This is a genomic window from Clostridium sp. AF15-41, assembly GCF_003604095.1.
GTDB lineage: Bacteria > Bacillota > Clostridia > Lachnospirales > Lachnospiraceae > Coprococcus.
The window spans coordinates 62,465-76,679 of sequence record NZ_QTMQ01000012.1 but is presented as its reverse complement, the minus strand read 5'-3'; the positions used below and the strand labels follow the sequence as shown (position 1 = coordinate 76,679).

Here is a 14,215-nt window from a genome sequence, read left to right as displayed (position 1 = left end):
TTTCACAGAAGAATGGAGATCTGTATATGAAGTTACTGATGGTTATACCTGCGTATAATGAGGAAGATAATATCGTGGGTGTGGTAAATACAATTAAAGAGAAATATCCGGAATATGATTATATAGTGGTAAATGACGGATCGACGGATCATACTTCCAGAAGATGCCACAAGCATGGATTTGAGATCATAGATCTTCCGGTGAATCTGGGACTTGCCGGTGCTTTCCAGACGGGACTGAAATATGCATATTATAAAAACTATGACTGTGTATTACAGTTTGATGCGGACGGACAACATAAGCCGGAATATATCGAGGCTATGCTTGAGAAAATGGAACAGGGATATGATATTGTAATTGGTTCGCGTTTTGTGACGAAAAAGAAAGAAAAAAGCATGAGAATGCTTGGTTCACGACTGCTTACATCAGCGATTCGTCTGACCACCGGAAAACGGATATCAGATCCAACCTCTGGGATGCGTATGTTTAATAAAGCAATGGTAAAGGAATTTGCAGTCAACATGAATTATGGACCGGAACCGGATACGATTTCTTATCTGTTAAAGCAGGGAGCGAGCATCGCAGAGGTGCAGGTGGAAATGGATGAAAGAACTGCCGGAAAAAGTTATCTGAATTTTTCCAGATCAGCAATGTATATGTTCCGTATGCTGATATCAATCCTGCTGATCCAGAGCTTTCGTAAAAGAGACAGTAAGCATATCATTATGAAAAGAGGGGTATAAGCAGCTATGTCTATAATGTTAAGAGTATTACTGATTGCAATGTCGGTGATCAGTTCGTTTTATGTAATATGGAGAATCCGTAATTCCAAGATGCAGATTGAATATGCATTGTTTTGGATCATTATGGCAGTTCTGATGATCATTATGTCTGTATTTCCACAGATTGTATACTGGATCACCGGAAAGATGGGCATGATGTCGCCGGCAAATGTGGTGTACCTCTTTATTATAGCAATACTATTGATCAAAACATTTATGATGACGATAGAACTATCCAGTCTGGAGAATAAATTCAAGGATCTGACGCAGCAGATCGCAATTAATGAGAAGCAGGCAGCGGATGAAAAGAAAGAAACTATTGGGGACAAAAATGGAACAGATTAATGTCTTGGTATCGACATATAATGGAGAAAAATATATAGAGGAACAGTTAAAAAGTATAGATTGTCAGACATATTCGAATGTTCATGTTTACGTTCGTGATGATGGATCGACGGATCATACAGTTGAATTAGTGAATCGATATATTCGGGAAAATGAACTTAGTGATAAATATACAGTTGCAACAGGAGAGAATATCGGATTTTCGAAAAGCTTTCATTTATTAATGCAGATGGCAGATTCAGGGGAGTATTGGGCATTTTGTGATCAGGATGATGTCTGGTATCCGAATAAGTTGTCAAATGCAGTGAAATGGATGCAAACACAGAAAAACGATATTCCTTTGTTATATCAGAGCAAAATTGCAATTGGAAATAGTGATCTGTCAGAAATAGTTCCCTATAAATATGAAAACTATAATTATAATTTTCAGAAAGCTTTTACATCTAATATTTTTTTTGGATTTGCCATGGTGATTAACCGGGAATTATATGATCGACTTATACGTGCAGATTTTGATCAGATAAAATATCATGATTGGTTTGCGGCGATCATAGTATCCGCTTTTGGAAAATATGTATTTTCGGAAGAAATAGAAGCTGTTCACAGGCAGCATGAAAATAATGCGTCTCCATTATATTTTTTAAAAAAAATTCCCGATGGGATTCGGTTGCTTCGAGGAGATAATTTTTATACAAGAAACGCAAGAGAATTTGATCGACTTTTTTTGTCTGAAATGGATGATGGTCAAAAAGAAATATGCACATTATTTATTAATGAAAAATATAGCTTAAAAACCGCTGTAAAAAAGACTTTTTATCCGAAAAGGTGGAATATGAGTCTAAGTGTGGAGTTTATACTGAGAGCCTTAATGTTGATTGGAAAAATATAAATATGATGGAGCAACAGATGAACAAAATAGCCGTTTTATTATCGTCATATAATGGATATGAATATATAGAAGAACAGATTGACAGTATCTGCAAACAGAAAAATGTGGATTTTACACTTTATATCAGAGATGATGGCTCAGAGAAAGAATTTGTAGAGTTACTTTGTGGACTTCAAAAAAAGTATGATTTTAAATTATTAAAGGAGAAAAATATTGGATTTTTAAAAAGCTTTATGGAGTTGCTTGCTGCTGTTGATGATGCGGATCTATATGCTTTTTCAGATCAGGATGATATTTGGTCAGAATCAAAACTGGAAATAGCAGAACAGTGGTTTCAAAAGCAGAATTCATATGATTCGATCCCACTTTTGTATCATAGTGCATATGATCTTGTAGAAAGGGGAAAAAAGGTAGGGCATTTTTATTTTCCTGATGCAGGATATGATTTTCGAAGAAGTATTACTGAAAACCATTTTTCCGGTTTCTCAATGGTTATTAACCGAAAAATGCGTGAAATGATGCTGCAGGGTGATCGTGACCAGATCGGATATCATGACTGGTGGGCAGCAATGATTGCACAGGCATTTGGAAAGTCATTTTCTGATGTTAAGACAGAAGCAGAGCACCGGGTGCACGGCGATAATGTGACAACATTTAATATAAAGACAAGATTAAAATGGTTGAAAAAGAATTTATGCGAAACTTCAGAGATAAAGAAACGGTCATGTGAATTTGAACGTTGCTTTAAAAATATGATGTCAGATAAAGATATACGGACATTGGCAATGTTCACACAGGAAAAGTATTCACTCAGGCAGTCATTAAAAAAGGCATTTTATCCTAAACGCTGGAGACCGGCAATATCCTCAGAGATCACAATTCGCCTTTTGATGTTGTTAGGCAGGGTGTGATTATTGCCTTATAAAAGTGATTGTGATAAAATGTGGCTGATATTGTAGAAAAATGTACTTAAATGTATAAGAATAAATGTAGATGAAGAAAGGAGTTGCACTAATTATTAAAGTAGTGTGGTAAAGGTTATGAAAGTAGCGGTAACAGGAGCGGGAGGATATATTGGTAGATTTGTTGTAAAAACGTTGGTAGATCAGGGACATGAGGTTGTTGCAATTGATTTTGTACATCAGGGAATTGATGAAAGAGCAAAGATTTGTGATGTGAATATTTTTTCAGGAGAGCCTGATGTATATGAGAAGATGGGCTGCCCTGACAGCGTAATTCATCTGGCGTGGAAGGATGGATTTGTACACAATTCTAATGCTCATATGGACAATCTTTCTTCCCATTATAAGTTCCTTCGTAATTTAGTTGATGCCGGATGCAAGAATATTAGCGTGATGGGTACGATGCATGAAATAGGATTTTACGAGGGAAAAATTGATGAAAATACTCCATGCAATCCATTGTCCCAGTATGGAATTGCAAAAAACGCATTGCGACAGGCACTTCTTACTTATACAAAAGATAAAGATGTAAATATATTTTGGCTTAGAGCATATTATATTCTTGGCGATGACAAAAAGAATAATTCTATATTTGCAAAGTTACTGGCTGCTGCTGAAGCCGGTAAAAAGGAATTCCCATTTACTACAGGAAAAGCAAAATATGATTTTATTCAGGTCGATGAACTTGCAAAACAGATAGTAGCTGCAAGTACACAGGATAAGTATACAGGAATTATAAATGTATGTTCCGGAAAGCCGGTATCACTTGGAGATCGGGTTGAACAGTTCATAAAGGAAAAAGGGTTAGATATATCCCTGCAGTACGGAGTCTTTCCTGAACGTCCATATGATTCAAAGATTGAATATGGAGATAATACTATTATAAGCAAAATAATGGAGAATGTTGGAGCATAATATGTTTAAAGAGATATATGATTATCGGACCATGATCGTAAGTTTGACAAAGCGGGATCTGATCGGAAGATATAAAAGGTCGGTTCTTGGTTTTTTATGGTCGTTTATCGATCCGCTGATTCAGCTGGCGGTATATACATTTTTATTTAAAATAATCTTACCGACAAATATTCCATTTTTCCATATTTGTTTATTTGTTGCATTGGTACCTTGGCTGATGATCTCATCCTGTTTAACAGGGGGATGTATGTGTGTTGCCGGTCAGCAGGATATGATAAAGAAAATATATTTTCCAAGAGAAGTGTTGCCGATAGCATTTGTTTCGGCACAGTTTATTAATATGCTGCTATCATTCATTATTGTATTTGTTGTTCTTGGAGCGTCAGGATATGGTTTTTGTGGAAAAGCGTTATTGTTATTCCCTGTAGTTGTGATCATAGAATATATACTTGCATTGGGAATGACCTTGTTTTTTAGTGCCGTCACCGTATATTTTCGAGATATGCAGCAGATACTGGGAGCATTATCGCTGATTTTAATGTATGCATCTCCAATTATATATACGCTTGAACTGGTTCCTGAAAAATACAGACCATTTTATATGATAAATCCGATTACAAGAGTGATCGTTGCATACAGAGATATTTTTTATTATAAACAGGTTCCGGAATTTTCAAATATTATATTGGGATTGCTGGAAAGTATAATTGTTTTGATAATTGGACTCGTTGTGTTTAGAAAATTAAATAAGCACTTTGCGGAGGAACTGTAGTATGAACCAGGATGTTGCAATTGAAGTACAGCATATATCTAAATCTTTTAAGATTAGTTATGATAAAAGTAAAACATTAAAGGATAAAATCATATTTGCAAAGAAAGATAAATATGAAATTCATCAGGTATTGGATGATGTGAGTTTTACAATAGAAAAGGGTGAAGCAGTAGGTCTTATAGGTCATAATGGATGTGGAAAGAGCACGACTTTGAAATTATTGACCCGTATTATTTATCCTGATTCAGGAGAAATTAGTATTGATGGAAGAGTATCCAGTTTATTAGAGCTGGGAGCAGGATTTCATCCGGATATGACCGGAAGAGAAAATATATATACAAATGCTTCTATTTTTGGATTAACAAAAAAAGAGATTGATGAACGATTAGATGAGATCATAGAGTTTTCAGAATTGGAAGAATTTATTGATAATCCTGTCCGGACATATTCTTCCGGAATGTATATGCGGCTTGCATTTTCGGTTGCAATTAATGTAAATGCAGATATTTTGTTAATAGATGAAATACTTGCGGTTGGAGATTCTAATTTTCAGTTGAAATGTGCGAATAAAATGCAGGAACTGAAAAAAGAAGGGATTACGATAGTAATTGTTTCGCATTCCATGGGACAGATTGAGGAATTATGTGACAGATGTATATGGCTGGATAAAGGAAAGATTGTTTCAGATGGAACCCCACAGTATGTTCATAAATTATATATGGAATTTATGGGGCAGGCCAGAGCAGAACGATCTGAAAAAGAACGCCAGTTGATGGAAGAAGCTAAAAATCTGGATTTATCGATAACAAAGGTGGAATGTAAGAATAATGCCGGGGAGTCGAGAGTTGCATTTAGTATTGATGATGATATAAATATAACATTATATTATAAAATAAAATCCCCACGGAAGGTGGCTATTCAATTTACTGTTTTCAGATCAGATTATATGATGTGTTATGAGAGAAGAACAGATGCTGAAAAGGGAACAGTACTTCTTGAAGGAGAAGGGAAAATACAGTTAAAGTTAAGAAAAGTACAGCTTTTATTAGGACATTATATGATTGATTTTTCATTCTATACGGAAGAGGGACATCTTATTAATTCATTTGAACGTATTTGTCAGTTTGACGTATATGCTGATGTAGAAGAACGGGGAATGTTCCGGATGGAACACCAGTGGAAGTTTTAGCCGGATGATCATTACAGATCAGACAATAAAAATAAGGGACAGATAGGATTATTTATATGAAGAGACAGGGTATTTTTTTATTATATGATGAACAGGGATGTGTAGATGAATATATAGTTTATATGCTGCAGAGTATGAACCAGTATTTTGATAAGATTACAGTGGTCTGCAATGGGATACTTTCATCAGAAGGACGGAAAAAATTAGAATCCATTGACAGGATCCGGGTGTTTGTCCGCGAAAATAAAGGATTTGATGTTTGGGCATATAAGGAAGCCATGGAACACATCGGATGGGAAGAGATAAAAGATATTGATGAATTGATCATGTTTAATTATACATTGATGGGGCCGGTGTATGAACAGGATCTGGACAGAATGTTTAAAACTATGGATGCGAAGAATGTAGATTTTTGGGGCCTTACTTTATATCATGGTGTTCCATTTGATCCATGGGGGATACTTCCTGATCATAAGCTCCCTGATCATTTACAGTCGCATTTTATTGCGGTTCGTAAACATATGCTTGCAAGTGTAGAATTTGAAACATATTGGAAGACCAGACCTATGATAACCTGTTATGAAGAGGCAGTAGCTTTTCATGAGGCAATATTTACACAACATTTTTCAAATTGCGGATTTAAGTGGAAAGCATATTGTAACCCTGAGGAAAATGTGATAGCTAATCCGTATCCTCTTTTTATGGCACCGATTCAGATGGTGATGGATTATCATTGCCCATTTTTCAAAAGAAAATTATTCTTTTATCCAATGAAAGAAAAAATAGTAGATTCCAGTAGTTATATTTCCCGAGTATTTTATCAATTTATTAAGCAGGAAACACCATATGATGAAACATTGATTTTAAAGAACCTTATCCGTACTGCTCCAATGCAGGATATTGTTGACGGATTAGGATTAAATGTAATTCCTGATTCAGAATGTGAAAGAATCGCAGAAAAGATAGCTGTTGTTATTGATGAAGATTTTTACCTGCAGCATCAACCGGATATAGATGATTTAGAAACACATGCAGATCTATATTATTGGGGAAGTGAGGAAAGCTTTCATCAGAAAAAAAATTGGGAGGAAATGCATCTTCTTGAATGTACGACAGGTAATTTTGCAGAAGTATATTATGCTGTTGGAGCATTTGCTAAGGAGTATGAATATATCTGTTTTCTGGTAAATGAAGATCGAAGTTATATTGCTGAAAATCTGGACAATGGACATACAGGCTGGATCATTGAAAACAGTATTTTAGGCAAAGGCGTATCGTTAGGGAATATAGTGTCTTGTTTAAATGATAATTCAGGAATTGGTTTGGTTTATCCTCCGAATTCAAGTCAAAGTTTATATTATTCAAGACAGTATAAAGAACGTGAATTAATTTCCTGCGAGATCCAACAGATATTAGAGGACAGTGATATACATTTGAATATAGCAAAAGTCAGGGGAAGTATAGGACAATATACAGGATGTTTCTGGTGTAGAAGTCAGGTTCTGCAAAATCTGACAGAGAATGTCGATGTCAGAAAGTGGTTATTGGCACAGACAGATCCATGTTTTGTTTTTACTTCTGTTCTGAGCCTGTGTGCACAGTCAATGGGATACTATACAGCAAGATCGTATAATAAACAGTTGGCGGGTATACAGATTGATAGTAATGATGTGATGAATGATGAAATTAATGCGGCTGTACAGAATACTTCTATGAGTTTCCCTCAGATGTGTAAGAAACTGGAGTGCTTACAGAACGAACTTACTTGTATTGCAGCATATGATTATGGTCAGGGATTTGCTTCAGTTTATCAGAAGAAAGTAGCAGTAGAGTATTTGGATAATGGAAAAGGGCAAATATGCATACCGGTACCTCGAAAAGTAAAGAATATCAAGCTTATTTTTAATGAAGATATGTATGTAATATTCGATGGATTAAGATGTGAAATTGATGGTATAAGTATTATAGATAATTTTATGTATAAGGATGATAAATATTCAATATTACATGGTTCGGATTCAGCAATATACTTGAACGGAACATTGAATGAGGTAGCTTCAATAAAAATATGTTTTGATGAAATATCCTATGGTTATTTGGGACATGGTATGGATTCTATTATTGGTAATATTCAGTATAAAGAGAGACAGCTTGCAGATATGCGATTATCGTTGCAGGATTACCAGAATGATCTTATAAATAAAAAAGCTGTTATTGCACTTCAGGAGCAGCGTCTTAAAGAGGTCAGAGAAGAAAATAAAAAGCTAAAGGAAGAACAGAAACAATTATATGAAATAAATGGCTATTTAACAAATGAAAGAAATGCATTAGTAGAATATCGTAATGATATCGAGAACTCTAAAACAAGAAGAATGCTTCAGAAAATTGATAAAGTGAGAGGAAAATAATGAAGATAAACAATGAGCAGGTAAAAAGATTAGGAATATATTTTTTCTATGAAAAAGAAGGAATAGTAGATTCTTATGTAAAATATTTTTTTAAGGACTATGTGAAACAGGTCACAGATATGGTCGTTGTCTGTAATGGACAGCTCAATGAAGAAGGGCATAAGTTTTTTGAACAGTATACGAAATCTGTTATTGTCCGTGAGAATAAGGGCCTGGATGTTTGGGCATATAAGACAGCGATGGAATCGTTAGGATGGGAAAAATTAGTTCAGTATGATGAGATCTGTTTTGTCAATTGTACGATCATGGGTCCGGTTTATACATTGAAAGAGACTTTTGAAGCTATGTCAAAAGAGAATTTGGATTTCTGGGGAATGACCAAACATTATAAGAATGAATATGATCCATTTCATAATAATCGATATGGATATTTACCGGAGCATATCCAGTCTCATTTTATGGTATTCAGACAGTCTCTTGTAAAATCTGAAGATTTTCAGAGCTTCTGGGATGAAATGCCAATGATTAAAGGATACGAGGATTCAATTGGTAATTTCGAATCCATTTTCACAAAGCATTTTGCAGATCTTGGTTATAAATGGGATGTTTATGTTAAAACAGATGACATTTCAAATAAAACAGATTATCCATTAATGAATTATGCGAAGGAATTAATTCGTGATAAAAGATGTCCTATTTTTAAACGGAGAATGTTTTTTCAGCCATATGAGTACGAAATTTTCAACACTCTGGGACAACCCGGAAAAGAATTATATGATTATTTGAAATCAACAGGTTTATATGATGTAAATCTGATATGGGATAATATTTTAAGAACCTGTCATCAGGCAGATTTTGTAAAAAATCTTCATTTAAACTATATTCTTTCTTCATCTTCTTATGATCAGAATAAAATGGATGAGATTTTAAAGAAGAGAAAGCTTGCATTAGTCATGCACTTATATTTCCCGGACCTTGTGGAAGACTCTTTCCAGTGGGCGTCCAATGTTCCAAAGGAAACAGATGTATATATTACAACGGACACGGTGGAAAAGAAAGAAGCAATACTGAAAGTATTTAAAAATCTTCCATGTAATCATTTGGAGGTCCGTGTAATTGTAAACAGAGGAAGAGATGTCAGTAGTATATTGGTCGGCGTGAAAGACGTTATTCAGAATTATGATTATGCGTGTTTTGTACATGATAAGAAGACTGCTCAGGCGAAACCAGGCTCTGTAGGTGATTCTTTTGGCTACAAATGTTGGAATAATACATTATATAATAAAGAGTTTGTATGCAATGTATTGCAGACTTTTGAGGATAATGAGCGTTTGGGAATTTTATCTCCACCAGAACCAAATCATGGTCCGTTTTATCAGACATTAGGAAATGAATGGGGATGCAATTTTGAAAAGTCAAGAGAAGTAGCTGATAAGCTTGGCATTACAATCCCAATGTCAGAGGATAAGGAAGCACTTGCACCTTATGGTACTTTTTTCTGGTTCAGACCAACGGCATTAAAGGTTTTATTTGATCATGACTGGCAGTATGAAGAGTTTCCGGAGGAACCTAATAATTTTGATGGAACCATATTACATGCGATTGAACGGCTATATCCAATCTGTGTTCAACAGGCAGGATATTATCCTGGATTGTTAATGTCTGATCAGTATGCAGCCATAGAGGTAACAAACCTGAGATATTATGTCCGGGAATTAAATCGTGTTATGATTGACAAGGGATATATGGAATACGGATTGTTTAACATGGTTCTTCAGCGTTTGAAGCAGGGAGCAAAACAGGTTATTGCATTGGATGGACCAAGTTGCATGAAATTTGATTCGAAAATGCGAAAGATATTACCAAAATGGTTATATAAATTTTTAATTAAGATAAAACGAGCAATTTTTGGACCTCACGGATTAAAGGATCCGGATTAAGGGAGTAATACGGAAATGGGAAAAGAGAGATTATTTTATTTGGATTTTGTGAGGGCTCTGGCAGCTATCTCAATTGTAATTACACATTATAATGCTATATTTTTATATGCCAATCCGCAGATAAATAATTGTTATGTGATACATGCGTTTATTTTTAATATATATATTGGTGGATTTGGAGTATCGTTGTTTTTAATTATTTCAGGTGCAGCATTAATGTATGTTTATGGTCAGGCATGTAATCTGAAAAAATTTTATTTGAAACGATTTAAAACATTGTACCCAATGTTTTGGATTGCATATATTATTGCATTCCTTGTTATATATGTATGGAAAGGGGCATGGAAATATACAACTATTCCAAAGGGAAAATTACTTCTTTCTGTAATCGGAATGGATGGTTATCTTGCAGATGTTATGCCAACATTTTATCTGGTTGGAGAATGGTTTTTGGGATTTATAGTCATATTTTATTTTGTTTTCCCATTACTCAGGTGGATGATCAATAAATGTCCGGTGGTTTTGGCCGTAATTTCGTTAGCAGTATATGTTATATTACTAAAATGGTATCCGATTCAATTTGCATCTTCTAAAAACCTGCTTGTGCGATTACCGGAGTTATTATTTGGGATGTATTTTATAAAATATATAAAGAAAGTAAAATTGCCTGTGGCAATTGTCGGCTTAGGAGTATTATTATTTAATCAGTTTTTTAAACCGGATCTGCCAACTGATTTGCAGACTACATATGTAGGAATCGCTGCATTTCTTGTATTAGTGTATATTTCACAATGGGTAAGAAGCCAGAGAATACAGGAGATATGTCAGTGGGTTAGCAAATATTCATATGCGATTTTCTTAGTACATCATATTGTAATTTATTATGTTATGATGACATTTAATTTATATGCAATTACACATGTTGAAAGTTATTTGATTTTCCTTGGATTCTGTGTCGTAATTGCAATTTTATCCAAGATACTGTTTGATGTAGATCATTACATCAATAAAGGCGTTGGTAAGTTAATTAGCAGAAAACAAAAACAATAGTAGAAGGAAAATAAAAATGAAAAAGATATTGATAACAGGTGGTGCGGGATTTATTGGCTCACACCTTGCAAATGAGTTGATAAAGAGAGGATATACAGTCAGAGTTCTTGATAACTTATCAGAACAGGTACATGGAAAAAATGCGAAGATACCAGCTGAATTAGATGAAAGAGTTGAATTCATCCTTGGGGATGTAAGAAATACAGAGGATTGGAGAAAAGCATTATCAGGAATGGATGTTGTTGTTCATCTGGCAGCTGAAACGGGTACTGGGCAGTCTATGTATGAAGTATATCATTATACTGATACGAATATAGGTGGAACTGCCAAGTTAATTGATATATTAACAAATGAAAAGCATTCAATTAAAAAAGTGTTGGTTGCATCTTCCAGAGCCATTTATGGAGAGGGAGCTTATAATTGCCTAAAACATGGAATTGTATATCCGGAATTTAGAACAGAGGAAGATCTGGAAGCAAAAGATTTTGGAATGAAGTGTCCGATATGTGGAGAAAGCGTTTCTGTTGTGGCCACAAAAGAAGATGCTCTTTTACATCCTGTAAGTGTATATGGTATTACAAAGCAGGTTCAGGAAGAATTGGTTCTTACATTGTGTAAAAATCTGGGTATACCGGCATTGGCATATCGTTTTCAGAATGTATATGGTCCGGGACAATCTTTATCAAATCCATATACGGGTATTTTATCTATCTTTTCAACAAGAATTCGACAGGGAAAGGATATCAATATTTTTGAAGATGGTCAGGAATCACGGGATTTTGTCTATATTGATGATATAGTTGCAGCCCTTATCGCGGGAATTGAATCGGATCGCTATATGCACGAAAGTTTCAATGTAGGAACAGGCAAGATGGTAACAGTTGAAACGGTTGTAAATGAATTAATGCGGTGTTATAAAAAGACCGTTCCGGTACATATATCAGGCATGTTTCGTGTTGGCGATATCCGTAATAATTATGCAGATATGACAAAAACAGAAAAACTTTTAGGGTTTAGAACTAAAGTTGATTTTTCTGAAGGAATTGAGAAATTTGCTGATTGGGTATGCGGACAGGATATGAATCTGGATGGATATGAGCGGTCTCTTAATGAATTAAAGGAAAGAGGATTACTAAAATAGTTTTCAAATTTATAAGTTTTTAAACTTCTTAAACCTTATTAATTGGGAACTGAAGAGTGTAACAATACATAAGCGGATTCATCATAAGATGGATCCGTTTATTGTATAATAAAGATATGTAAATATTTATATTACCGGGCATCAAAACCACATGGGTTTGGGTAAAAGTTTGGTTTTTGTGTCTGAAAGGTTTGCTATACAAAAACAGGAATAAATAATATAATCTATAAGCGTCAGGGTTATGGGGGTATGTATGAAACAAATGAATAACGAGATAATTTATCCACGATCGGAAGAAGAAGTGTTGCTGATTTTAGCGACAGCAAAAAAAGAAGGCCATCTGCTAGAGATTATTTTTGATGAGTTTGTGAAGAAACCATTTTCCATGCCGGTACTTTGGGGGTGCCGGGCATATTTCTACGGGCTGAAAAAAGAAGAGCTGTCAGCACATCCGGTTCTGTTTACTCATCTTGCATTGCTATCTGCTATGGATGGGGACTTGAGTCAGGCAAAAGCATATGTACAGTTTATGGGGAAGACACCGCGGCTGGTGAAAATGGATACATATGATATGATGGACATTTGTCGTATCAAAACAGAACTTGTCATGCCATATATAAGTGATGCAATGTTTTTTCGGATCGTAAGTTTTCTAATTGAAGAAGAACTGGTGCCCGTGATGGGTCTTACACTTTCAGCATGCAGACCAAGTATACTGAATGGTTTTCGCGACTTTACAAGATATGGCAAATATCTGAAAAAAAGTAAGGACGGGATAACAGAAGCCGCATGCCGATTATATGGTGGAAGTGTTGGACAGAAAGTGTATGAGATCATGCTGGCAGAGTGGTATTATCAGAACAATAATTGTTTTGAGGCACTGATTCTTGTGACCGGAACGATTCCGTTGATCGAGCAGGAGAAGGATATGCGTTGTCTGTTTGTGGCACTTGCACTTCAGATGAAGATCCTTTTGGTAAATGGACAGACAAAAGCTGCACGTCCTTTGGTGGAAAAGATTCGGAAACGGATACAGATTACGGGATGGGATGAATTAACTTCAAGTCTGAATGCGATCGAATGTCTTGGTGCCTGTTATGATGGGCGACTACAGGATGTAGAGCGTTGGTTAGATGATATAGCACCGGATGAGAATAAGGGCATCTTCATGATGGATATGTATGCATGGATGGTTAAGGTGCGATGTTATATACAGACAGGCAAATATATGGCTGCCTATGTATTGACACACCAGCTTATTGCATTGTTGATTCCGGGCAGACGTTATATGGATTTGTGTGAATGCTATATGTTGTCAGCTATCATATATTATAAGATGAAGAATATGGAAGGCATGTGTGAGGAGCTTTCCAAGGCCATTGCGCTTGCAAAAAGGTGTGGTTATATCAGACTGCTTGCGGACACAGGCAATTGTATGGTACAAATGCTGGCAATTTATCAGAAAGAATATGAAGAAGATTCCTTCATAAGTGAGATTAAGGAATTTGCATATTCGGTCGGTACTTATTTCCCTGATTATTTAAAATCTCCATATGAATATTATGAACCTCTGACTCAGATGGAAGAAAAAGTCTTTCGTTTGATGGCACAGGGCTTAAGTAATGATGATATTGCACGACAACTGGGCAAAAAGACGGGAACTGTGAAGTTCCATAGCTGTAATATCTTTCGTAAGCTGCAGGTTCCGACGCGTCAGGAGGCAGTCGAACGCGGTCGGGAGATTGGTCTGTTATAAAACAGACGCTTTAATATATAAGAGCATTTGGCTCTTTTATATAGAAAAATAAAAAGGAGGAAATAA

12 protein-coding genes are annotated in these 14,215 nt (G+C 35.4%); all 12 read left to right on the top strand.

Going from position 1 to position 14,215, the window contains the following annotated elements; translation table 11 throughout:
* Positions 1-26: 26 nt before the first annotated feature.
* Positions 27-743, top strand: coding sequence for a glycosyltransferase family 2 protein (locus DWW43_RS09425; protein ID WP_119963405.1), 717 nt, complete (start codon positions 27-29; stop codon positions 741-743).
* Positions 744-758: 15 nt separating this feature from the next.
* A complete protein-coding gene (locus tag DWW43_RS09420; RefSeq protein WP_008402442.1) occupies positions 759-1,127 on the top strand; it encodes a DUF2304 domain-containing protein in 369 nt (122 codons plus the stop codon).
* Positions 1,084-2,016, top strand: a complete 933-nt coding sequence (locus DWW43_RS09415; RefSeq protein ID WP_044945968.1) for a glycosyltransferase family 2 protein — start codon at positions 1,084-1,086, stop codon at positions 2,014-2,016. Before DWW43_RS09420 ends, DWW43_RS09415 begins: the two co-directional genes overlap by 44 nt.
* A 17-nt stretch (positions 2,017-2,033) precedes the next feature.
* Positions 2,034-2,927: a glycosyltransferase gene (locus DWW43_RS09410; protein WP_161117345.1), complete on the top strand. Its 894-nt coding sequence runs from the start codon at positions 2,034-2,036 to the stop codon at positions 2,925-2,927.
* 129 nt (positions 2,928-3,056) lie between these two features.
* The gene (locus DWW43_RS09405) at positions 3,057-3,893 is read left to right on the top strand and encodes an NAD-dependent epimerase/dehydratase family protein (RefSeq protein ID WP_008402445.1); all 837 of its coding nucleotides are present in this window, start codon (positions 3,057-3,059) and stop codon (positions 3,891-3,893) included.
* A 1-nt stretch (position 3,894) separates the two neighbouring features.
* Positions 3,895-4,665, top strand: coding sequence for an ABC transporter permease (locus DWW43_RS09400; RefSeq protein WP_119963415.1), 771 nt, complete (start codon positions 3,895-3,897; stop codon positions 4,663-4,665).
* A gap of 1 nt (position 4,666) precedes the next feature.
* The gene (locus tag DWW43_RS09395; protein ID WP_119963404.1) at positions 4,667-5,854 is read left to right on the top strand and encodes an ABC transporter ATP-binding protein; all 1,188 of its coding nucleotides are present in this window, start codon (positions 4,667-4,669) and stop codon (positions 5,852-5,854) included.
* 56 nt (positions 5,855-5,910) lie between these two features.
* Positions 5,911-8,262 carry a rhamnan synthesis F family protein gene (locus tag DWW43_RS09390; RefSeq protein WP_119963403.1) on the top strand — a complete coding sequence of 784 codons (2,352 nt, stop codon included), beginning with the start codon at positions 5,911-5,913 and terminating at the stop codon, positions 8,260-8,262.
* Entirely contained in the window at positions 8,262-10,202 is a 1,941-nt protein-coding gene (locus DWW43_RS09385; RefSeq protein WP_119963402.1) for a rhamnan synthesis F family protein, read from the top strand. Before DWW43_RS09390 ends, DWW43_RS09385 begins: the two co-directional genes overlap by 1 nt.
* 15 nt (positions 10,203-10,217) lie before the next feature.
* Entirely contained in the window at positions 10,218-11,252 is a 1,035-nt protein-coding gene (locus DWW43_RS09380; protein ID WP_008402451.1) for an acyltransferase, read from the top strand.
* Positions 11,253-11,268: 16 nt separating this feature from the next.
* Positions 11,269-12,393 carry an SDR family NAD(P)-dependent oxidoreductase gene (locus DWW43_RS09375; protein WP_008402452.1) on the top strand — a complete coding sequence of 375 codons (1,125 nt, stop codon included), beginning with the start codon at positions 11,269-11,271 and terminating at the stop codon, positions 12,391-12,393.
* Between the two features lie 253 nt (positions 12,394-12,646).
* On the top strand, positions 12,647-14,149 hold the full coding sequence (locus DWW43_RS09370; protein ID WP_165853056.1) for a helix-turn-helix transcriptional regulator: 1,503 nt from the start codon (positions 12,647-12,649) through the stop codon (positions 14,147-14,149).
* Positions 14,150-14,215 lie beyond the last annotated feature (66 nt).